This is a genomic window from Pseudomonas sp. WJP1, from assembly GCF_028471945.1.
Taxonomy (GTDB): Bacteria; Pseudomonadota; Gammaproteobacteria; order Pseudomonadales; family Pseudomonadaceae; genus Aquipseudomonas.
Window position 1 is genome coordinate 440,844 of the sequence record NZ_CP110128.1, and the last position, 21,932, is coordinate 462,775.

Genomic DNA, 21,932 nt, shown 5'->3' on the forward strand with positions numbered 1-21,932 from the left:
CTCAAGCTGCCTGTTTTGCAGTGACGAAGGCCGCAAGGCTCGCCACGTTACTGAAGTGATTGCGCGTGTCCTTGGCGTCGGCATCGATCTTGATGCCGTACTTTTTCTGGATGGCCAGGCCCAGTTCCAGGGCGTCTACCGAATCCAGGCCCAGGCCTTCGCCGAACAGGGTCTGTTCGTCTCCTATGTCCTCGGCACTGATGTCTTCGAGGCCAAGGGCGTCGATGATCAGGTTCTTTATGTCACGGTGCAGATCGCTCATCTTCGGCGAGCTCCTTGATAAAGTAAGAATGCAAATAATCGTTGAGCTTGCGCGAGGCCTGGGGGGGCGGGCCTAGCGCTGCGAAGGCCTGGGGATCTATATCGTCCCCGACGCGGAAACTGAAGTGTACGCGGCGCTGGGGGATGCGATACCAGGGCTCGGCCTTGGTCAGTGTGGTCGGGCTGACCCTGATCACTACGGGGGTGAGGATTTTCGCACCACGCACGGCAATTGCCGCGCCCCCCCGATGAAAGGCGGGCGCCTGGCCTGGCTGGGTGCGTGTACCTTCGGGAAAGATGATCAGGGTCTGGCCTTGCTTCAGCGCATCGGCGGCGGCATCGAGCATGTCCATGCTGCCGTCGTTGCTGATGTATTCGGTGCGACGCAGGGGCGTGCGGGTGAACGGGTTATCCCAAAGGCTTTGCTTGACCACACAGTTGGCGTGGCGAACCAGGCCGATCAAGAACACCACATCGATCAGCGATGGGTGATTGGCAACGATCATCTGGCCCGGCCGCCCGAGTTTTTCCGCGCCTTGAATCTCGTAGGTCAGCACGCCGGCGCGGGCCATGAAGCGGACGAACAACCAGAAACAGCGGCTGACAGTTTGACGCGCCCGCAACCGGTGGGTCTGGGCATCACCTGGCAGGCAGGCCAGCAACGGGAAAATTACCAGGCGCAGGCACAGGCCGCCCAACCCGAAGAGGGCAAAGCTTGCGGCAGTGGCCAGCAGGCGCCAGTAGTAGGCATCGCGGTTTTTTTCAGTCACAGGTTGCGTTGCCAGGTCCATACACGATTTTTCCAGGCATGTTGGCAGGTGGTTTGCGAGCCCAGCAGCGTGCACAACAGGTTCAACGCGTGCGGCCAGCGAGCGTTGGACAACGCATCCGTGGCGCTGTTCAGGGACAACTGCCAGTCATTACCCGGGGTAATCAGCAGGCCGACGGCATAAGGGAAGGGCACATCGTCGATCCAGGCCGAATAGGCCTGTGGCGGTTGCTCTTCGGTGACCACCAGTAATACCGCGGGTGAGCCTTCAGCCAGCAGGGCCGCAGCCTCCAGCATGCCGTGTTCAAGGCCGTCGCCAGCGGCGGCCAGGGCAGTCATTTCGCTGGTTTCACCGCGCATGATCGACCACAGGCCGATGATCGCGTTATGCACCGACAGGCTGAACTGGGTCGGCGACAATGGCTGGTCGACGGCCAGGTCGCTGAGAATGTCGAAGGTGCGCGGGGTTTCGCCGTGACGGGAAACAAAGACTAATGGCAGGTCCTGATGGGCTTCGGCCAATGGCCAGCCGACACTGAATGCCATGCGCGCCAGACGGCTGAGCCGCCGCCGCTGCATGGCCGGCAGGAACGAAACATTGGGTGCGGCATCGCTGGCCGGCAACATCAACGGTTGCCGGCACCAGGCCTGCCAGTCATCCACGCTTTCAAGCCCCGGGGCCCAAGCGCGCCACTGGGCGATGTTGAAATTGATCACAGACATTCAATCCCGCCCTTGCAGGCTTCCTGACGCGGTGAGTGGCGCAACGGCACGGCACACCCTGCGTGGCGCTTGGCGCCAAGTGGTGCGCATTATCCCGGTGCGACGAACGTGTAGCAAATACTGGTTACGTTTTGCTCAATCAGTTGTGCAGGTCAGTTCGCAAAAACTGAACGTTTGGCAATTATTCACATTTTCATCGGGCCGTCTGTCGGCTTTGGTCTCGGTTTACAGCGGTGCCAGCGGCATTTTCGGCAGGAAAAGTCTGCTGACTGTGTAGTCCCTGTGCCTGCGAGGTAGCGAAGCCATGCCGTGCACCACTACACTCGGTCATTCTTTGATACACGGAGGTTTTGCAATGCGGCGCGTGGTGTTCAATCAGAAAGGTGGCGTGGGCAAGTCCAGTATTGCCTGCAATCTGGCGGCGGTCAGCGCCAGCGAGGGTTATCGCACCCTGTTGGTCGATCTCGATGCCCAGGCCAACTCCACTCAGTACCTGACGGGACTCACCGGTGACGATATCCCGATGGGGATTGCCGATTTCTTCAAGCAGACTTTGTCATCCGGGCCTTTCTCCAAGAAAAACCAGGTCGACATCTACGAAACGCCGTTCGACAACCTCCATGTCGTGACCGCTACCGCCGAGTTGGCGGAGTTGCAGCCCAAGCTTGAGGCCAAGCACAAGATCAATAAGCTGCGCAAATTGCTCGAAGAGCTTGATGAAGACTACGATCGGATCTACCTGGATACGCCGCCGGCATTGAATTTTTACGCTGTTTCGGCGTTGATTGCCGCTGATCGTGTATTGATCCCCTTTGATTGCGACAGTTTTTCCCGGCAGGCGCTTTATGGTGTGCTGGCTGAGATAGAAGAACTGAAAGATGACCACAACGAAGGCCTGGAAGTCGAAGGCATCGTGGTCAACCAGTTTCAGGCCCGCGCCAGTCTGCCCCAGCAAATCCTCGACGAATTGATCGCCGAAGGCCTGCCGGTGCTGCCGGTGTACCTGGGCAGCTCGGTGCGCATGCGCGAATCCCACCAGGCCAACACGCCGCTGATCCATCTCGACCCGCGGCACAAGCTGACTCAGCAGTTTGTCGAGTTGCACAATTTGCTGGAAAACACCTGATCGTTACTGTCTACACAAAACACTGTGGGAGCGAGCCTGCTCGCGATGGCGGTAGATCAGTCAACAGAGATGTTGAATGTAAAGCCCTCATCGCGAGCAGGCTCGCTCCTACAGTGGTTCCGAATACCTTCAGATCCCTTGGCTACGCAACCAGCTCATCAACTGCGGTAACGGGAAGGCCCCGCTCTGGCGCGCGACTTCCCGACCGTTCTTGAACAGAATCAAGCTCGGAATCGAGCGAATTCCCAACTGCGCCGACAATTGCTGGTTTGCCTCGCTGTCCAGCTTGGCCAGCCGACATTTGCCCGCCAATTGCCCTGCCGCCTGCTCGAACACCGGCGCGAACGACTTGCACGGCCCGCACCAGTCCGCCCACACATCCACCAAAAGCGGCAGATCGCCCTTGATCTGACTGGCGTAATCGCCTTGCTTGAGTTCGAAGGGCTTGTTCAGCAGGACCTCGGCCTTGCAGCGTCCACATTTGGGATGGTCGCCCAGGCGCTCGGCGGGAATGCGGTTGAGGCCGTTGCAGTGGGGGCAGGGGATGAGGAGTGGGTCGGTCATGAGGGATATCCAATTGGAAGCTGATAGCACCTAGTTGGAGACGTTTGCTTATATTTTCAATCATGCATCGACTGACGTTGAAACTAGGCTGAAGAAGAATCTGATTGAGACCGTTGGTCTGCTTGGGGGTATCGCAACTTGCGATAAAAAATCTTTGTGATTAACTCATTCATAGCAAAATGCGATAAGGATGTTGCATGCGAGTATTTTCCGAAAGACGAATCTGGGACGCCAAGGAAAAGTGGCCGCAGGCGGCCAGCGCACTGGATCAGTGGTATCGAATGGCGAAGCGGTCAAGCCCAGAGATTTTGCGGCAATGAAATCTTCATTTCCCGCAACCGACAAAGTCGGTGAGTTTCACGTTTTCGATATTGGCGGTAACAAATTACGGCTGATCGCCTATGTTCGGTATCCGCATCAAAAAATCTACATAAAACATGTGCTGGATCACCGCGAATATGACCGCGGTAAATGGAAGGAGACAAAAGCATGAGCGTTATGATCAAAAACGCGGCCGAGCACTGGGAGTTCGTATCGCCATTGCTACGCAAACCCAAAAACGAAGACGACTATGACACGCTGGTGCAGGCACTCGACGAGTTACTCGAGATGACCGGAGTTGACGAGTCGCACCCCCTGATGAGTCTGGTGGACATCATCGGAGACTGGATTGAGGAATGGGATCACAAACATCACCCTATGCCCGAGGCCACAGGTGCCGAAGTGCTGGGTTACATGATGCGCGAACATGGATTGACTCAAAGTGACCTGCCCGGCGTCGGCCCTCAGTCGGTCGTCTCCGAAATCCTGAGCGGCAAGCGCCAGCTCAACCTGCGTCAGGTCCGCTGGCTGGCCGAGCGATTCAATGTGCCGGTAGACGTCTTTATCTGACCTGCCTCACGACGAACAACTGATCTCCAGGTGCTTGCCCCACTCCGGCGGCCTCTCGGCGTAGCTTTCCATCCCCGATTGTTCCTCGAACGGCTTGCTCAGCACCGCGTGCAGTCGTCGAACCTCGGAGTAGTCGCCGCTCTCTGCCGCATCGATAGCCTTCTGCGCCAGGTAGTTGCGCAGGATGTACAGCGGATTGACCGCATGCATCCGGGCGCGCCGCTGCTCCTGATCCACCTCGCCTTCGCGGGCCACACGGGCGACATAAAGCTCGCCCCAGGCATCGAAACCCTTGAGGTCGACGAAGTCATCGCGCAAACGGCCGACGGCCGCTTCGGGTAATTCTTCACCCAGGCGCCGGAAGAACAGGCTGTAATCGACCCCGCTGTTCTGCATCAGCTGCAGCAAGCGTTCCAGCAGTTTCTGGTCGTCCTCTTCGGCGGTGGTCAGGCCGAGGCGGCGACGCATCAGGTCCAGGTAATGGGCCTGGAACAGCGGCAGGTAGAGGCCGAGGGTTTCGCGCAGGGCCTCGACGCTGATGAACGGCGTCAGGGCCTGGGCCAGGGCACTGAGGTTCCACTGGCCAATGGGCACCTGGTTGCTGAATGAATAGCGGCCCTGGTCATCGGAGTGGTTGCAGATGAAATTGGCGTCGAAGTCGTCAAGAAAGGCGAATGGGCCGAAGTCGAAGGTAATGCCGAGGATCGACATGTTGTCGGTGTTCATCACGCCATGGCAGAAACCGTAGGCCTGCCACTTGGCGATCAGTTCGGCATTGCGCTCGACCACTTCACGGAACATCGCCAGGTACGGCTCCGGTTGTTCCAGGCACTGCGGGAAGTGCATGGCCAGAACGTGGTCACCCAGTACTTTCTGCTGCTCGGGGCGTTTGGTGTAGTAGAAGTATTCGAAATGCCCAAAGCGCACATGGCTCGGTGCCAGGCGCAGGACCATGGCCGCGCGCTCCTGTTTTTCGCGCCAGACCGGGGTGTCGGAGCCAATCACGCACAGCGCCCGGGTGGTCGGGATATTCAGCGCCTGCAAGGCTTCGGAGGCGAGGAACTCGCGGATCGAGGAACGCAGCACCGCGCGCCCATCGCCCATGCGCGAAAAGGGCGTCTGACCGGCGCCCTTGAGGTGCAGGTCCCAATGCTCACCGGCCTCGTTGTACACCTCGCCCAGCAACAGGCCGCGGCCATCACCCAATTGCGGGTTGTAGGAGCCGAACTGGTGACCGGAATAGACCATGGCCCTGGGAATCGCGTCAGCCCAGAGTTTGTGCCCGCTGAACAGCTCGGCGAACTCCGGGGTTTCGGCCACGGCGGGATCGAGATCGAGCAGCGCCATGGCAGCCGGGCTCGCGACAACCAAGCGCGGATTATCAATAGGTTCGGGCAGCACGTGGGCAGAAAACGCATCGCCCAGGCGGTCGAAGCGATTGTCGAAGGTCAGTTCGTCGAGGGCTTTCAAGGGCCGGCTCCAGCAGAATGTCCGAGCATTCTGCTGGGGAATGGCCGGTTAGTCGAGTTTGGCGGCAGGTGGTTCCTGCGCCGATTTACCGTCGACCAGTGGCACGATGGTTTTCGCTTCCGGCTCGATCGGTACCATCTTGTATTCCTGGCCGTGGAGATTCTTGAGGTAGACCTCCATCTGGCGGAACGAGATGTTGATGTGCTGCTTCTTGAACTCCCGGTTGATGAAGCGGTTGACCTCATCGAGCACTGGGTTGCGGTCGCCGAGGTCGCGCACATGCATGCGCAACTCGTGGTCGAGGGTGCTTTCGCCGAAGTTCAGGAAGTACACGTGCGGCTCGGGTTCCTTGAGGACCCGCGGGTTTTCCCGTGCGGCTTTCAACAGCAGCTCTTTCACCAGATCCAGGTCCGAGCCGTAATCGACCCCGAGCTTGAGCGTCACGCGGGTGATGGTATCGGTCAGCGACCAGTTGATCAGTTGCCCGGTAATGAACGTCTTGTTCGGGACAATGATGTCCTTGCGGTCGAAGTCGGTGATGGTGGTGGCGCGGATGCGGATCTTGCTCACAGTGCCCGACAGGTTACCGATGGTGATGGTGTCGCCGATGCGCACCGGGCGTTCGAACAGGATCATGATGCCGGAGATAAAGTTGGCGAAGATCTCCTGCATGCCGAAGCCGAGGCCGACCGATAGCGCCGCGACCAGCCATTGCAACTTGTCCCAGCTCACGCCGAGGGTCGACAGGGTCGAGACGAAGCCGATACCGGCGATCACGTAGGACAGCAGCGTGGTTGTGGCGTAGGCGCTGCCCTGGGCCAGGTTCAGCTTCGACAGCACGAACACTTCCAGCAACCCGGGCAAGTTACGCGCCAGGGCAAAGGTGATGCCGATGATGATCAGCGCGCCCAGCATGTCGCCGATGCTGATCGGCACCATGCTCATGTTGGCGCCCGTGCCGCTGGTGTATTCGTAGAGGGTGACGTTGTCCAGGTACGAGAACACCGTGATCAAGTCGGCCCAGACCCAGTACAGGGCAGCGATGAAGCCGCCCAGCAGCGCCAGGCGAATCAGGCGCAGGGACTGTTCATTGACCTTCTCGATGTCCATCGTCGGTTCTTCGATGACCGCTTCGCCGTCGCCGGCCTCTTTCGCCGCCTGGCGTTTGGCCAGGGCGCGCTGGTAAGCCAGGCGGCGTGCCGCCACGCTCAGGCCGCGCACGAAGGTCGCTTCGATCACCAGCCAGAACATCAGCAGGTAAAGGGTGTTGATCAGCCGGTCACTGAGTTTGAGCGCGGTGTAGTAGTAGCCGAAGCACACGGCCACGAACAGCGCGATCGGCAGCGCGGTAAACACAATGCCCAGGGCCTTGCGGAACAACGAGGCGTTTTCGTGGGTCGGGCTGCTGATCAGCAAGCGGCTGAGCAGCCAGGTCATCAAGGCGTAGCAGATCAGCACCACCGGCATGCCGAGCACGTCATCGGCCAGCGCCGCCGGTTGCAGTTCCGCCACCGCCACCACGGTGACCAGGGCCATCACGACCATGCCAAGGCGACGGACCCAGCCGCGCAGGAACTCCACCTGGGGTTTTTCCCAACGGAAGTGCAGTTCCGCCACGCCACCCGGCGCAAGGATTCGGTAGGCGGTGTAGAACACCAGCCAGGCCCCGGCCATTTGCAGCAATGCCGCGCCCATGCTCGCGTTCTGCCCGCGGGCGTCGATTTGCAGGGCCAGGCCACACAAGGCGAGGCCCAGCGACACCGGCATTGCCAGCAGGATGTTGATCAAAATGGCCTGGGGTGTGTGCCACTGGCTGTCACGCTTGAAATGGCCGATGTCCTGGTGGACCTTGTTCAGGCGGGCATACAGCTGCTTGCGTCGCCATAGCAGTGCGCCAATCAGCAGCGCCAGCGGCAGGAACAGCAGTGGGCGCTGGGTGAGGCCGTCGACCAGTTCACTCAGGCTCGAAGCCCAGGGCAGGGAATCCACCTGACGGCTCAGGCGCTCCGGCACAGTACGAAACCACTCCACATCCAGTGGCTTGTTGCTGGGAATCCAGAACATCTGCTCATCGAGTGTTGCCCGCAGGCTTTGCGCCGTACTGAGCAGTTGCTTCTGGTTCAGTTGCAGGGTGATGGATTCGTTGAGGACCGCGCTCAGTTCACGGTTAAGCCGTTCCAGCAGGTCGGCACGGGTGGTGGCCAGTTCCAACAGGGTTTTGCGCAGCTGTGGCGTGACCTGCTCGGGCGGCTGGGTCGACAGCAGGTTGTCGACGTAGGTCGCCGGGTTGCTGAGCAGCTCCCGTTGCTGGCTGACCTCGAACTGATACAGGCGAATATCGGCGATCTGGTCCGCCAGGTCGCGGTCGACCCGAAGGCGTGGCAAGGCCTGTTTCTGCTTGTAGAGAATCTTGGAGAGCAGCAGGCTGCCCTTGAGCACGTTGATCTGCTCGTCCAGGGCGGAATCGCTCTGGGTCAGGCTGTCCAGTTGTTGCTTGGTTTGCAGGTTCTTCTGCGTGACTTCGTTGAGACGGTCGGTGCTTTTGAGCAGGTAGTCCGAGAGCTTCAGGTTGGCCGTGCTTTCGACAGCCAGCAGGCTGCTGCCACCGGCCTTCTGTGCTTCGATCGATTGCTGGGTGACCGTTTCCTGCGACTGTGCGAGGCGTTTCTGGTTGATCAGGTTTTGCAGTTCTTGGATTTCCTGATCCAGGCGATCGGACTTTTCCGTCAACAGATCATGTTGGCTGTTACCCAGGTCTTGCAGCTGGGTATTGCCTGCCAGTTCCTGGCGGCGCAGCGGGATCAGGGCGTTCAATGCCGTGAGCTCGGCATTGAGCTGGTCGCGCTGCTCGGCGCTCAGGGTCTTGCCCGCGTCTTTGCCGGCCTTGAGGATGTTGTTGATCTGCTGGATGCGCGTCTGGCTGGCGGAAATTTCCGCTTGGGCGCGTTCGGGCCGAGTCTGGGCGGTAATGATCAGGCTGTTGGCGTCGCCCAGGGCTTTTTGCAGATCGCTTTGCTGGGTCGCACGTTCGGTGAGCAGTTGCTCAAGTTGCTGAATCGACTCTTTGGCAAAGCGTTGCGCCACCGGTACCACGCTGCTGGCCTTCAGGCGGGCCAGTTCACGCTGGTTCTCAATGGTCAGTTTGGGCGCGCTGGCCAGTTGTTGCTTGAGGTCGACCAGCTTCTGCTCGTAATCGCGCTTGTTGTTGAGCTGTGTCAGCGTGCTTTGCAGGACGGACTGCAGGGCCTTTTGATCGGCCTCCGGCAGTTTGCGGTCGGCGATCTTGTCCAGGCTCGCCTGCACGGATTCGCGGGTGGGTGGCTCGGCGGCTTGCAGCGTGCCGACGGAGAGGCTCAGGCCCAACAGGACCATGACGAAAAAGGTGCGCAGGCTTGACATAAAGACCGATCAAATACGAGGCGAAGAGTGGAGTTTAGAGGAAGAGTCCCGGGCCGGGGCGACTTCCTTCGGGGAATCTGACGCCCACTTTGCCGATCTTGTTCCCCTCCATGACCGCAACGGTCCAGATGGTGTTGTTCCATTCCACCTGGTCACCGACCACAGGTGCACCCCCCACCTTCTGGGCAATGAAGTGCCCCAGCGACATGTCCGGATCGATGCCTTCGACCTTCAACCCGTACAGGGCAGCAACCGCGGCCAGCTGGGCGTCTCCTTCGAGTACGAAGTCACCGAAGAAGCGCAAATCGAGACCGCGTTGCGGTGCCTGGCTGAACAGTTTTCCAAGGGCCGGGAGGTTGTGTTCATGGCCGATAACACACAGCAAATCATCGACTTCGAGCACTGTACTACCCGACGGATGGAGCAGTTGTTCGCCCCGAAACAGGGCCGCGATACGGGTGCCTTCGGGCATTTTCAGCTCGCGAAGGTGCGAACCGATGCACCATTTTTCGGCGCCCAGGCGATAAACGAACAGCTCCCATTCGCTGGTGACGTGCACTTCCAGGGCCGAGCGGGAGATTGGCGCAGGCTCCGGTGGCACCGTCACCTTCAGCAGTTTGGCGATCCACGGCAGGCTCGTGCCCTGCACCAACAGCGACACCAGCACGATAAAGAAGGCGAGGTTGAAATACAGCTGGGCGTTGGGCAGGCCAGCCATCAGCGGAAACACCGCCAGAATGATCGGCACCGCACCGCGCAGTCCAACCCAGGAGATGAACGCCTTCTCGCGTCCGTGGAACGCCTTGAACGGCAGCAGGCCGACCATCACCGACAGCGGCCGGGCAAACAGGATCATCCACAGCGCCAGGCCGAGCGCCGGCAGGGCAATCGGCAACAGGTCGTGGGGCGTGACCAGCAGCCCCAGCACCAGGAACATGCCGATCTGCGCCAGCCAGGCCATGCCGTCGAGCATGTGCAAGATGCCGTGGCGGCTGCGCACCGGCCGGTTGCCGATAACCAGGCCGCACAGGTACACCGCCAGAAAGCCGCTGCCATGCAGGGCGTTGGTCAGGGCGAACACCACCAGGCCACCGGCAATGACCAGGATGGGATAGAGACCGGTGGCCAGGTTGATCCGGTTGACCAGCTGCAGCATCAGCCAGCCACCGCCCAGGCCGATGACGCCGCCGATGCCGAACTCGCGCAACAGGTGGGTCAGCAGGCTCCAGTGCAGGCCGGTCTGGCCACTGGCAAGCATGTCGATCAGGGTCACGGTGAGGAACACCGCCATCGGGTCGTTGCTGCCGGATTCGATTTCCAGGCTGGCGGTTACCCGTTCGTTCAGGCCCTTGCCGCCCAGCAACGAAAACACCGCCGCGGCGTCGGTGGAGCCGACGATGGCGCCGATCAGCAGGCCCTGGATCAGGTTCAAATCGAACAGCCAGGCCGCGGCCATGCCGGTCAGTCCGGTGGTGATCAGCACGCCGATCGTGGCCAGCGATAACGCCGGCCATAACGCCACGCGGAAACTCGATACGCGGGTGCGCAAGCCGCCGTCGAGCAGGATCACCGCCAATGCCAGGTTGCCGACCAGATAAGCGGTGGGGTAGTTGTCGAAGATAATGCCGCCGCCATCGACGCCGGCGGCCATGCCCACGGCCAGGATGATCACCAGGATCGGGATGCCGAGGCGCGATGAAAGTGAACTCACCAGAATGCTCGCACCTACCAGCAACGCGCCGATCAAGAACAGGCTGTTGATGGTCGTCGCATTCAAAGGCAGTACTCCGGAAAGGCTGAAAGGCGGGCACAAACTGACCATGCAGTCTGCGTGCCATCGATTCTAACCTGTTGAATTGTGATGCTGTCAAAAAGCTTTGTGCGATCGGCCGGCCGACGTTCGTTGATTTGCGCCATGGCGACGAAGTGCAGGAACCAGAATGGCCAATCACAGTCTCTACAGTTCGCGAGAATGGTCACTGGTCAGGAAAATCAAGGCCTTGCGCCCGTATAACCCTGGCATCCACCGTGACTTTTCTTTATCGTACGCGCCCTTTGAAAATGCCCGGAAAATCAAAATGTTGGAAGCATCCCTAAGCCAATTGGAACAACTGGTCAGCGATCTGGTGCAACAGAACCAGGCCTTGGTCAGCACTAACCAGACCCTGAGCGCCGAATTGGCCCAGGCCAAGGATGAAAACGAAAGCCTGCAACTGAGCCTGATGGAACAGGAAGAGAAACAAGGCGCCACCGTGGCACGCATCCAGGCCCTGGTTGAGCGCGTCAGCGCTGGCCCTGTCGGCGCATGAGTTACGGCGCAGGGGTAAAAGTCGTCTCGATCCTGGGGGAGGACTATTCGATCAGGGCTCCGGCCGGGGAAGAACAGACCCTGCTGGACGCCGCATTGATGTTGAAGGCCGCCCTGGCCGACACCAAGAAGAAGTACCCGACCCTGATCGGTGACCGACTGCTGGTGCTGGCGGCGATGAATCTGTGTTCCCAGCAGATCGAAATGCAAAAGCGCCACAAGCAGGAACTCGACCGTTACCAAGAGCAAGTCAGCGCCACGGTTGAAGTGATCTCCAAGACGATCAATCAGGCCTGATCGGCTTTGCGCACAACCAAAGAATAAATTGTCGGTTTAGTTGTATACAATCGGCACGGCTGTTGCAGTATTTCAGCCTCTTATTCTTTGGGGGTGCTCCATGCAGTTCTGGCGACGCAGTATTCAGTGGCAGTTGATCCTGAGCATGGGCACCGCCCTGCTGGTCAGCATTCTGATCGTGGTTGGCGTTTATACCCTGGTGGTCAACCGCCTCGCCCAGCGCTATCTGGTCGAGCAGGCCCTGCCGTCGAGCATCGAAGCGATGCGCAACGACATCGAACGCATCCTCGTGCAACCCCTCACCGCCGCCAAGGACATCGCCAGCAACAGCATGGTGCGCGACTGGTTGGCCGCGGGTGAAGACAGCGCCCAGACCGGCACCTTTACCACTTACCTCGAAGGCGTGCGCGCCGAACACAAAGCCTTTACCGCGTTGATGGTCGGCACGGCGTCCAACCATTACTTCAACGAAAAAGGCCTGGACCGGACCCTCAGTCGTGCCAACCCCAAAGACGCCTGGTTCTATGCGTTCCTCGACAGCGACCAGCCGCGCACCCTCAATATCGACAACGACGCGGCCACCGGAGAATTGGCGCTTTTCATCGACCTTAAAGTCGAGAAGGCCGGGAAGGTCGTGGGTGTTGCCGGATTGGGCCTGAGCATGAAAGAGCTGTCCGAGCTGATCCACAACTTCAGCTTCGGTGAACGGGGCAAGGTTTATCTCGTGCGCTCCGACGGTTTGATCCAGGTTCATCCCGAGGCGCAACTCAGCGGCAAGCGTACCCTGGCAGAACAGATCGGCGAGCCGGCCGCGCAAGCGGTGATAGGCCAGCTGTCTACCTCCAGGACGTCTGCGTTTGTGCGCGATGACGAAGATTTCCTGGCATTGAGCCTGCCCCTTCGCGATCTCGGCTGGACCCTGGTGGCCGAAGTGCCACAGTCGCAGATCTACGCCGAAGCCCGTCGCGCCATGTGGATGAGTGGCGCAATTGGCTTGGCGGTGGCCCTGGTGTGCCTGTTGCTGGTGGTATTGCTGGCCCGTGGGCTGGTACGACCGATTCGTCAGGTAACAGCGGCGCTGGTAGCCATCGGTAGCGGTGGTGGAGATTTGACCCACCGGTTAGATTCCAGCCGCGCCGATGAACTCGGTGACCTGGCGCGCGGCTTCAATCGATTCCTCGACAGCCAGCGCGAGATGATCGGCGAAGTGCTGGCCACCAGCGAACGCTTGCGTACCGCGGTCGGCCAGGTGGCGAGGGTGGTGGACAACACCGCAGAGCGTTCCGGGCGCCAGCAGGAGATGACGGACATGGTTGCCACTGCTGTCCATGAAATGGGCCTGACCGTGCAGGAAATTGCGCAAAACGCTGGCAACGCGGCAGTCGCTTCGCAAAATGCCCGAGATGAAGCCATGCAGGCGCGTGAGGTGGTCGGCGGTTCGATCCGGCATATTGAAAGCATGTCCGACGAAATCGGTGTCGCCGCCAGCGCCGTGGGCGAGCTGGCAGATCAGGTGGCTTCGATCGATCAGGTGCTTGCGGTGATTCGCGGGATTTCCGAACAGACCAACCTGCTGGCGCTCAACGCCGCCATTGAGGCCGCGCGGGCCGGGGATATGGGGCGCGGGTTTGCGGTGGTGGCCGATGAAGTGCGCACGTTGGCTCGACGTACGCAGGCTTCCACCGATGAAATCCAGCAGATGATCGGCAGCCTCAAGCAGGGCGCGGAGAATGCGGTGTCGTCGATGCACACCGGGCAAGCGGCGACGGGCACGGGGGTTGAGTCGAGCCAGCGTACCGGGGCTTCGTTGGCGGCGATTACCGGGCAGGTCGAACACATCAGCGACATGAACCACCAGGTGGCGACGGCAACGGAAGAGCAGTCGGCGGTGACCGAGGAGATCAACCGCAACGTGCAGGGGATTTCCGATCTGGCGCGGGCGACGGCGGGGGAGGTCAGGGCTTGCCGGGAGGATTGCCAGACGTTGCAGCGGTTGGCGGATGATCTGGCGCGGCAGATGGGTGGGTTCAAGTTGAGCTGATGTGTTGTCTGTGCTGGCGCCATCGCGAGCAGGCTCACTCCTACATTTGGAACGCAATTCCCTTGTAGGAGCGAGCCTGCTCGCGATTGGATTTCAGTTACTCCATAGAAGTTGGATCAGAACCACTCATCCTGCATGCCCAGGCAAACATCATCCCGCGCCTCAAGAATCGCCAACTCATGGTGGCAAGCGGGCACTTCCCACGTCAGGAAATACCGCGCCGCCTGCAGCTTGCCTTTATAGAAGCCCGCATCCGCCGCATTCCCTTTGGCCAGCCCTTCCTCGGCACGAATCGCCTGTTCCAGCCAGCGCCAGCCAATCACCGTGTGGCCGAACACTTTCAGGTACAGCGCCGAGTTCGCCAGGCTGCTGTTGACCTTGCCCTGGGCCAGGTCTGTCAGCAGGCCAATGGTCACGGTTTGCAGGCGTGCCACCAGTTTCTCCAGCGGTTCACGCAATGCGGTGAGCGATTCATGGGCCTGTGCGCGCTCAGCGGTGTCGGCGATCAGGCGGATCAATTGCTTCAGTCCTGCGCCACCGTTCTGCGCCAGTTTGCGCCCCAGCAGGTCCAGCGACTGGATACCATGGGTGCCTTCGTGAATCGGGTTCAGGCGGTTGTCGCGGTAGTACTGTTCCACCGGGTATTCGCGGGTATAACCATGGCCGCCGAGGATCTGGATCGCCAGTTCGTTGGCCTTCAGGCAGAACTCCGACGGCCAGGACTTGACGATCGGGGTCAGCAGATCCAGCAACTCATGGGCCTGTTTGCGTTCGGCTTCGGTCGCAAGCGTCGTGGTGTCATCAAACAGCCGCGCCGCGTACAGACCGAGGTCGAAGGAGCCTTCGACGTAGGCTTTTTGAGTCAGCAACATGCGTTTGACGTCGGCGTGCTGGATGATCGCCACCGGGGCGGTGTTCGGGTCCTTGCTGTCGGGCACGCGCCCCTGCGGACGTTCGCGGGCATATTCCAGCGAGTACAGATAGCCGGCGTAACCGAGCATCACCGCGCCCATGCCGACGCCGATGCGCGCCTCGTTCATCATCTGGAACATGTAGCTCAAGCCGTGGTGCGGCTTGCCCACCAGATAGCCGACGCAATCGCCGTTATCGCCGAAGTTCAGTGCGGTGGAGGTGGTGCCGCGCCAGCCCATCTTGTGGAACAGCCCGGCCAGCAGCACATCGTTGCGCTTGCCGAGACTGCCGTCATCGTTGACCAGGAACTTGGGCACGATGAACAGCGAAATGCCCTTCACGCCGGCGGGGGCATCCGGCAGTTTGGCCAGGACCATGTGCACGATGTTTTCCGACAGCGGATGATCGCCGCCGGAGATGAAGATTTTGTTGCCCTTGAGTCGATAAGTGCCGTCAGATGCCGGCTCCGCCCGTGTACGAATATCCGACAGCGACGAGCCTGCGTGGGGTTCGGTCAGGGCCATGGTGCCAAAGAAGCGCCCGTCGATCATCGGTTGCAGGAAGCGGCGTTTCTGCTCCTCGGTGCCGAAACTTTCAATCAGGTTGGCCGCGCCCATGGTCAGGAACGGGTAGGAGGTCGACGCCGCGTTTGCCGATTGAAAGTGCGCGAAACAGGCTTGCGACAGCAGGGTAGGAAGTTGCATGCCGCCGGCATCGAAACTGCGTGCGGCGTTGAGGAAGCCGGCTTCGAGGAAAGCGTCCACCGCCGGTTTGACTTCTGGAATCAGGATCGCCTGACCGTCCTCATAGCGCGGCTCGTTCTCGTCACCCTTGCGGTTGTGCGGGGCGAAGAATTTCTCGGCGATGTTGCGGGCGGTGCCGAGGGCGGCATCGAAGGTTTCGCGATTGTGTTCGGCGAAACGCTCACGCTGGGTCAGGCCCTCGGCATCGAGGACTTCATACAGCTCGAAAGCCAGATTGCGGGAACTGAGCAACGTCTCGGACATGGCGGCCTACCTTTTATTGGGATGGACCGAGTCTAAGATGGGGAATAGAGGCTGGATAGGATGATTGATAAGGGTGATGTTGGAGCCGCGCAGAAACTTAGCAAACACCACAAACCACTGTGGGAGCGAGCCTGCTCGCGATGGCGGTAGATCAGTCAATATTGAAGGTGACTGACAGGCCGCTATCGCGAGCAGGCTCGCTCCCACAGGGATTGTTGCTGAACCGGGCACCTGTTGCAGGTACCCGGCTTATCGGTTTTAGCCGATCGTCATCAAGCTGGCATTACCACCCGCCGCAGCGGTGTTAACACTCAACGCACGCTCGATCACCAGGCGTTCCAACGCAATGTTGGTCTCACCCTGCGACAAGCCCTGAACCCCGACAATAGCGCCGGCACGCTTGGCAACCTGCTGGCAAACCGCGCGCAGCTGGTCGGAATGGCCGTGGTGCAGAACCGCATCAATCACCACTTCGTCCTTGTTCCAGTCGCCAACCAGCTTGATGCGTGCCTGAATGTCTTTCGGCAGGCGGGCAAGCAAGGCCTTGGTCAGTTCAGCTTCCGGCCATACCGCCGAACCGCCGACAGCCAGTACCGCCGCCAGTTGCGTCAGCAGGTCGCCTTCGACTTCCGCCAGGCACAGAACGTGCTCGCGCGGCAGGATCGCGTAGCTGTTGCGCTCGCCCGTCGGGCCGGCCAGCAAGCGGGTGATACCGCTCTGCGATTGCGCGGCGAACTGCACACACAGGGTGCTCAGGTCGGCGAACTTGTTGCTGTCGGCCCAGGCTTTCAGGGCGGTCAGCGGTTTGCTCATGGCGTCACGCAGACGAACGTCCGGTGCAGCAATGGCATCGCCACGGGCGAAGGATTGTTCGATCGCATCGGTAGGACGAGTCGACAGCAGGCGGTACAGGTACAGCGGGCCACCGGCTTTCGGGCCGGTACCCGACAGGCCTTCGCCGCCGAACGGTTGTACGCCGACCACGGCACCCACGATGTTGCGGTTCACGTAGACGTTACCGGCATTGACGTTGTCGATCACCTTGGCGATGGTCTCGTCGATACGGGTGTGCACGCCCAGCGTCAGGCCGTAGCCGGAAGCGTTGATCTGGCCGATCAGTTGATCGATGTCCTTGCGCTTGTAGCGAACCACGTGCAGCACCGGGCCAAAGATCTCCCGTTGCAGTTCGTCGAAGCTTTCCAGTTCGATCAGCGTTGGCATCACGAAGGTGCCGCGTTTGACTTCTTCGGTGTCGGCGATGGCCACCTGGTACACGCTGCGACCCTTGTCGCGCATGGCCTGGATGTGCTTCTCGATGCCAGCCTTGGCTTCGGCGTCGATCACCGGGCCGATGTCCACGGACAGGCGCTCAGGGTTGCCGAGGCGGCTTTCAGCCATGGCGCCCTTGAGCATTTCGATAACGCGGTCGGCGGAATCTTCCTGCAGGCACAGCACACGCAGGGCCGAGCAACGCTGGCCGGCGCTGTCGAAGGCCGACGAAACCACGTCGATCACCACTTGTTCGGTCAGAGCCGAAGAGTCGACGATCATCGCGTTCTGGCCACCGGTTTCGGCGATCAGCGGAATCGGACGACCCTGGCTGTCGAGGCGACCGGCAATGTTGCGTTGCAGCAGGCGCGCAACTTCAGTGGAGCCGGTGAACATCACGCCTTTGACGCGATCGTCGCCCACCAGGCCAGCGCCGACGGTTTCGCCACGGCCCGGCAGCAATTGCAGAACGCCTTGCGGAATCCCGGCTTCGAGCAGCAGGCGCACGGCTTGAGCAGCCACCAGCGGCGTCTGTTCCGCAGGCTTGGCCAATACCGGGTTGCCGGCAGCCAGTGCCGCAGCCACTTGGCCGCTGAAGATCGCCAGCGGGAAGTTCCACGGGCTGATGCACACCACAGGGCCCAGAGGGCGGTGGGCATCATTGGTGAAGTCGTTGCGCGCCTGCACCGCGTAGTAGCGCAGGAAGTCCACGGCTTCACGCACTTCGGCGATAGCGTTGGCAAAGGTCTTGCCGGCTTCGCGAGCCAACAGGCCCATCAGCGGCTGGATCTCGGCTTCCATCAGGTCGGCGGCGCGTTCCAGGATCGCAGCGCGTTCGGCTGGCGGGGTGGCCTGCCAGATCGGTGCGGCGTTCAGGGCGCACTGGATCGCGTTGTCGACGTCTTCGACGGTCGCTTCCTGTACATGGCCAACCACGTCACGCAGGTCGGACGGGTTCAGCACCGGTGCAGGGGTTTCAGTGCTGGAAGCGCAACCGAGCATCGGCGCGGCCTTCCAGTTGTTGTGCGCGGTGGCCAGCAGGGCGCAGGACAGCGAAGCCAGGCGATGTTCGTTGGCCATGTCGATGCCGCTGGAGTTGGCGCGCTCGGAACCGTACAGGTCACGCGGCAGCGGAATGCGCGGGTGCGGCAGGCCGAAGCCACCTTCCACGGTCGCCATCTGCTCGATGCTGGCTACCGGGTCGGCCACCAGCTCCTGGATCGAAATCGACTGGTCGGCAATACGGTTGACGAACGAGGTGTTCGCGCCGTTTTCCAGCAGGCGACGAACCAGGTAAGCCAGCAGGGTTTCGTGGGTGCCGACCGGTGCGTACACGCGGCACGGACGGTTCAGCTTGCCTTCGGAAACCTTGCCTACCACTTGTTCGTACAGCGGTTCACCCATGCCGTGCAGGCACTGGAACTCGTACTGGCCCGGGTAATAGTTCTGACCGGCGATGTGATAAATGGCCGACAGGGTGTGGGCGTTGTGCGTGGCGAACTGCGGGTAGATGACTTCCGGCACCGACAGCAGTTTGCGCGCGCAAGCGATGTAGGACACGTCGGTGTACACCTTGCGGGTATAGACCGGATAGCCTTCCAGGCCTTCGACCTGGGCGCGCTTGATTTCGCTGTCCCAGTACGCGCCTTTCACCAGGCGGATCATCAGGCGATGACGGCTGCGGCGAGCCAGGTCGATCACGTAGTCGATCACGTACGGGCAACGCTTCTGATAAGCCTGGATCACGAAACCGATGCCGTTCCAGCCAGTCAGTTGCGGCTCGAAGCACAGGCGCTCGAGCAGATCCAGCGACAGCTCCAGGCGGTCGGCTTCTTCGGCGTCGATGTTCAAGCCGATGTCGTATTGCTTGGCCAGCAGGGTCAGCGACAGCAGGCGCGGGTACAGCTCGTCCATCACGCGCTCGTACTGGGCGCGGCTGTAGCGTGGGTGCAGGGCGGACAGCTTGATCGAAATGCCCGGGCCTTCATAAATCCCGCGACCGTGGGACGCTTTGCCGATCGAGTGGATGGCTTGTTCGTACGAGGCCAGGTACTTCTGCGCGTCGTGCTCGGTCAGTGCGGCTTCACCGAGCATGTCGTAGGAATAGCGGAAACCCTTGGTTTCGAACTTGCTGGCGTTGGCCAGGGCTTCGGCGATGGTTTCGCCGGTGACGAACTGCTCGCCCATCAGGCGCATCGCCATGTCGACGCCCTTGCGGATCATCGGCTCGCCGCTCTTGCCGATGATGCGGCTCAGGGACGAAGTCAGGCCGGCTTCGTTGTGCGTGGACACCAGCTTGCCGGTCAGCAGCAGGCCCCAGGTCGCGGCGTTGACAAACAGCGACGGGCTGTTGCCCAGGTGCGGCTGCCAGTTGCCGGTACTGATCTTGTCGCGGATCAGGGCATCACGGGTGCCTTTGTCCGGAATACGCAGCAGCGCCTCGGCCAGGCACATCAGCGCCACGCCTTCCTGGGACGACAGGGAGAATTCCTGCAGCAGACCTTGAACGATACCGGCACGGCCGCCGGCGCTCTTCTGGTTGCGCAGTTTTTCCGCGATCGAAGCAGCGAGTTTGTTGGTGGCTTCAGCCATTGGCGCCGGCAGGCGGGCCTGCTCGATCAGCATCGGCACCACTTCGGGTTCCGGGCGACGGTAAGCGGCGGTGATCGAAGCGCGCAGGACCGATTGCGGCAGGATGCTCTCGGCGAATTCGAGGAAGCACTGGTGCGCGTGGTCGACATGGAGTTCGCCCGCTTCGTCAATTTCCCGGGCCATGCCGTTGAGCTCGGACAGGGTTGCACCACCCTCGAGTTTTTCCAGGTAATTGAAAATTGCCTGCTTGATCAGCCAGTGCGGCGTGCGATCAATCGAGGTCGCGGCAGCCTTGAGGCGTTCGCGGGTCGGGTCGTCGAGTTTGACCCCAAGGGTGGTGGTAGCCATGTTTTTATCCTCATGTTTGCCACGACTGCGTGGCATCAGCTGGCGCAAAGATTAGCCGTGGGATGGAAGAGGTGCAACCGGGTGCAACCCTTTTTTTGTTGGAATAATCGGCAGTTCGTCAGGAAGTAAATTCAGCTACGCCACTCGACGCATCGTCTTGGTGCTTTTTGGATGGGTTGGTATTCGTTTTTGCTCCGAAAAGGAGCAAAAAAACAAATTTGCACCTAGGTGCAACTTATTCTCAAGAAATGGGTTGCACCTTATTTGCTTTGTTGAATAGCATTCGCGCCCCAAGGTGCAACCAGACATAAGGCTGGTGTGCCGGCTGATGGCTTTCCTGGGGAAACATCAGTCATAAATGCGCGGGATCCCGGATCGTCCGTCAAACGTCAGCGTTTGCGAGCGGTTCACCAACCGCTGCTACATAAAAACAAAGCCAGGGCGTCACTTAAATGAGCGTAAGCAATCCAACCCTGATCACGTTCGTGATCTACATCGCAGCAATGGTGCTGATCGGTTTCATGGCCTATCGCTCCACCAACAACCTTTCCGACTACATCCTGGGCGGTCGTAGCCTGGGCAGCGTCGTGACTGCGTTGTCCGCCGGTGCCTCCGACATGAGTGGCTGGTTGTTGATGGGCCTGCCTGGCGCCATCTACATGTCCGGTCTATCCGAAAGCTGGATCGCCATTGGCCTGATCGTCGGTGCCTACCTGAACTGGCTGTTCGTCGCTGGCCGCCTGCGCGTGCAGACCGAGCACAACGGTGATGCGCTGACCCTGCCGGACTACTTCTCCAGCCGTTTCGAAGACAAAAGCGGCCTGCTGCGTATCATCTCCGCCGTCGTGATCCTGGTGTTCTTCACCATCTACTGCGCTTCCGGCATCGTGGCCGGCGCCCGCCTGTTCGAAAGCACCTTCGGCATGTCCTACGAGACTGCGCTGTGGGCCGGTGCTGCGGCGACAATTGCCTACACCTTCGTCGGCGGTTTCCTGGCGGTCAGCTGGACTGACACCGTGCAAGCGACCCTGATGATCTTCGCCCTGTTGCTGACGCCGATCATCGTGCTGCTGGCCACCGGTGGCGTAGACACCACGTTCCTGGCGATCGAAGCGCAGGATCCAAGCAACTTCGACATGCTGAAAAACACCACCTTCATCGGCATCATCTCGCTGATGGGCTGGGGCCTGGGCTACTTTGGCCAGCCGCACATCCTGGCGCGTTTCATGGCGGCGGATTCGGTGAAGTCGATCGCTAACGCCCGTCGCATCTCCATGACCTGGATGATCCTGTGCCTGGGCGGCACCGTGGCTGTCGGTTTCTTCGGTATCGCCTACTTCTCGGCCAACCCGGCCGTGGCCATCCCGGTCAGCGAAAACCACGAGCGTGTGTTCATCGAGCTGGCGAAAATCCTGTTCAACCCGTGGATCGCCGGTGTACTGCTGTCGGCCATCCTGGCTGCGGTAATGAGTACCCTGAGCTGCCAGCTGCTGGTGTGCTCGAGCGCCCTGACCGAAGACTTCTACAAGACCTTCCTGCGTAAATCCGCTTCCCAGGTTGAACTGGTCTGGGTCGGCCGCGCCATGGTGCTGCTGGTTGCCCTGATCGCCATCGCCATGGCGGCCAACCCGGAAAACCGCGTACTGGGCCTGGTGAGCTACGCCTGGGCTGGTTTCGGTGCCGCGTTCGGTCCGGTCGTACTGATCTCCGTGATCTGGAAAGACATGACCCGCAACGGCGCACTGGCCGGTATCCTGGTCGGCGCGATCACCGTGATCGTCTGGAAACACTTCGAACTGCTGGGCCTGTACGAAATCATCCCTGGTTTCATCTTCGCCAGCCTGGCGATCTACATCGTCAGCAAGCTGGGCACGCCGACTGCCGGCATGCTGCAGCGCTTTGCTGCGGCTGAGGCAGATTTCCGTTTGAACAAGTAAAAATTGATGGGGTGAATT

15 protein-coding genes and 1 pseudogene are annotated in these 21,932 nt (G+C 60.5%); 7 read left to right on the forward strand and 9 right to left on the reverse strand.

Features of this window, described 5'->3' with window-relative positions; all coding sequences use genetic code 11:
- Position 1: 1 nt before the first annotated feature.
- The 3 genes from OH720_RS02015 to OH720_RS02025 are packed head-to-tail and all read right to left on the reverse strand — an operon-like array spanning position 2 to position 1,753.
- On the reverse strand, positions 2-262 hold the full coding sequence (locus tag OH720_RS02015) for a phosphopantetheine-binding protein (RefSeq protein ID WP_180203953.1): 261 nt from the start codon (positions 260-262) through the stop codon (positions 2-4).
- Positions 243-1,052, reverse strand: a complete 810-nt coding sequence (locus OH720_RS02020; protein ID WP_272604365.1) for a lysophospholipid acyltransferase family protein — start codon at positions 1,050-1,052, stop codon at positions 243-245. Before OH720_RS02020 ends, OH720_RS02015 begins: the two co-directional genes overlap by 20 nt.
- Positions 1,028-1,753, reverse strand: coding sequence for a beta-ketoacyl synthase chain length factor (locus OH720_RS02025; RefSeq protein WP_272604366.1), 726 nt, complete (start codon positions 1,751-1,753; stop codon positions 1,028-1,030). The genes OH720_RS02020 and OH720_RS02025 overlap by 25 nt, the downstream gene beginning before the upstream one ends.
- A 355-nt stretch (positions 1,754-2,108) precedes the next feature.
- Here OH720_RS02025 and OH720_RS02030 point away from each other — a divergent pair, with 355 nt between their 5' ends.
- Positions 2,109-2,879, forward strand: a complete 771-nt coding sequence (locus OH720_RS02030; RefSeq protein ID WP_272604367.1) for a ParA family protein — start codon at positions 2,109-2,111, stop codon at positions 2,877-2,879.
- A 129-nt stretch (positions 2,880-3,008) separates the two neighbouring features.
- On the opposite strand, the gene trxC is transcribed toward OH720_RS02030, so the two are convergent.
- Positions 3,009-3,443, reverse strand: a complete 435-nt coding sequence (gene trxC, locus OH720_RS02035) for a thioredoxin TrxC (RefSeq protein ID WP_034148665.1) — start codon at positions 3,441-3,443, stop codon at positions 3,009-3,011.
- A gap of 197 nt (positions 3,444-3,640) precedes the next feature.
- Between trxC and OH720_RS02040 the strand changes: the two are divergent.
- Positions 3,641-3,936 (forward strand): annotated as a pseudogene (locus OH720_RS02040) (type II toxin-antitoxin system HigB family toxin).
- A complete protein-coding gene (locus OH720_RS02045; RefSeq protein WP_272604368.1) occupies positions 3,933-4,334 on the forward strand; it encodes a helix-turn-helix domain-containing protein in 402 nt (133 codons plus the stop codon). Before OH720_RS02040 ends, OH720_RS02045 begins: the two are co-directional and overlap by 4 nt.
- A 6-nt stretch (positions 4,335-4,340) precedes the next feature.
- Here the strand turns inward: OH720_RS02045 and selO are convergent, their stop codons facing one another.
- From selO to OH720_RS02060, 3 genes are read right to left on the reverse strand one after another with little or no spacing between them, the layout of a single operon-like run.
- Positions 4,341-5,804: a protein adenylyltransferase SelO gene (selO, locus tag OH720_RS02050; RefSeq protein ID WP_272604369.1), complete on the reverse strand. Its 1,464-nt coding sequence runs from the start codon at positions 5,802-5,804 to the stop codon at positions 4,341-4,343.
- 48 nt (positions 5,805-5,852) lie between these two features.
- Complete coding sequence (gene mscK, locus OH720_RS02055) at positions 5,853-9,203, reverse strand: mechanosensitive channel MscK (RefSeq protein WP_272604370.1); 3,351 nt, start codon at positions 9,201-9,203, stop codon at positions 5,853-5,855.
- A gap of 34 nt (positions 9,204-9,237) precedes the next feature.
- Entirely contained in the window at positions 9,238-10,980 is a 1,743-nt protein-coding gene (locus OH720_RS02060; RefSeq protein ID WP_272604371.1) for a potassium/proton antiporter, read from the reverse strand.
- A gap of 301 nt (positions 10,981-11,281) precedes the next feature.
- On the opposite strand from OH720_RS02060, the gene OH720_RS02065 reads away from it, so the two are divergent.
- From OH720_RS02065 to OH720_RS02075, 3 genes are all read left to right on the forward strand, one after another.
- Positions 11,282-11,512 carry a hypothetical protein gene (locus tag OH720_RS02065; protein ID WP_180203959.1) on the forward strand — a complete coding sequence of 77 codons (231 nt, stop codon included), beginning with the start codon at positions 11,282-11,284 and terminating at the stop codon, positions 11,510-11,512.
- On the forward strand, positions 11,509-11,808 hold the full coding sequence (locus tag OH720_RS02070; RefSeq protein ID WP_008058206.1) for a cell division protein ZapA: 300 nt from the start codon (positions 11,509-11,511) through the stop codon (positions 11,806-11,808). Before OH720_RS02065 ends, OH720_RS02070 begins: the two co-directional genes overlap by 4 nt.
- Before the next feature lie 100 nt (positions 11,809-11,908).
- Positions 11,909-13,849 (forward strand): methyl-accepting chemotaxis protein, encoded by a 1,941-nt coding sequence (locus OH720_RS02075; protein WP_272604372.1) that lies wholly within the window; start codon positions 11,909-11,911, stop codon positions 13,847-13,849.
- A gap of 116 nt (positions 13,850-13,965) precedes the next feature.
- On the opposite strand, the gene OH720_RS02080 is transcribed toward OH720_RS02075, so the two are convergent.
- Positions 13,966-15,768 (reverse strand): acyl-CoA dehydrogenase, encoded by a 1,803-nt coding sequence (locus OH720_RS02080; RefSeq protein WP_272604373.1) that lies wholly within the window; start codon positions 15,766-15,768, stop codon positions 13,966-13,968.
- A 258-nt stretch (positions 15,769-16,026) separates the two neighbouring features.
- The gene (gene putA, locus OH720_RS02085) at positions 16,027-19,977 is read right to left on the reverse strand and encodes a trifunctional transcriptional regulator/proline dehydrogenase/L-glutamate gamma-semialdehyde dehydrogenase (protein WP_272604374.1); all 3,951 of its coding nucleotides are present in this window, start codon (positions 19,975-19,977) and stop codon (positions 16,027-16,029) included.
- Between the two features lie 452 nt (positions 19,978-20,429).
- On the opposite strand from putA, the gene putP reads away from it, so the two are divergent.
- Entirely contained in the window at positions 20,430-21,914 is a 1,485-nt protein-coding gene (gene putP, locus OH720_RS02090) for a sodium/proline symporter PutP (RefSeq protein ID WP_272604375.1), read from the forward strand.
- The last annotated feature ends 18 nt before the right edge of the window (positions 21,915-21,932 follow it).

Bases quoted from the DNA above. Each gene is read 5' to 3' on its own strand.
- OH720_RS02070 (WP_008058206.1), top strand. From the start codon at position 11,509: ATGAGTTACGGCGCAGGGGTAAAAGTCGTCTCGATCCTGGGGGAGGAC.
- OH720_RS02075 (WP_272604372.1), top strand. From the start codon at position 11,909: ATGCAGTTCTGGCGACGCAGTATTCAGTGGCAGTTGATCCTGAGCATG.
- OH720_RS02065 (WP_180203959.1), top strand. From the start codon at position 11,282: ATGTTGGAAGCATCCCTAAGCCAATTGGAACAACTGGTCAGCGATCTG.
- mscK (WP_272604370.1), bottom strand. From the start codon at position 9,203: ATGTCAAGCCTGCGCACCTTTTTCGTCATGGTCCTGTTGGGCCTGAGC.
- OH720_RS02030 (WP_272604367.1), top strand. From the start codon at position 2,109: ATGCGGCGCGTGGTGTTCAATCAGAAAGGTGGCGTGGGCAAGTCCAGT.
- putA (WP_272604374.1), bottom strand. From the start codon at position 19,977: ATGGCTACCACCACCCTTGGGGTCAAACTCGACGACCCGACCCGCGAA.
- OH720_RS02045 (WP_272604368.1), top strand. From the start codon at position 3,933: ATGAGCGTTATGATCAAAAACGCGGCCGAGCACTGGGAGTTCGTATCG.
- putP (WP_272604375.1), top strand. From the start codon at position 20,430: ATGAGCGTAAGCAATCCAACCCTGATCACGTTCGTGATCTACATCGCA.
- OH720_RS02080 (WP_272604373.1), bottom strand. From the start codon at position 15,768: ATGTCCGAGACGTTGCTCAGTTCCCGCAATCTGGCTTTCGAGCTGTAT.
- trxC (WP_034148665.1), bottom strand. From the start codon at position 3,443: ATGACCGACCCACTCCTCATCCCCTGCCCCCACTGCAACGGCCTCAAC.
- OH720_RS02015 (WP_180203953.1), bottom strand. From the start codon at position 262: ATGAGCGATCTGCACCGTGACATAAAGAACCTGATCATCGACGCCCTT.
- OH720_RS02025 (WP_272604366.1), bottom strand. From the start codon at position 1,753: ATGTCTGTGATCAATTTCAACATCGCCCAGTGGCGCGCTTGGGCCCCG.
- OH720_RS02020 (WP_272604365.1), bottom strand. From the start codon at position 1,052: ATGGACCTGGCAACGCAACCTGTGACTGAAAAAAACCGCGATGCCTAC.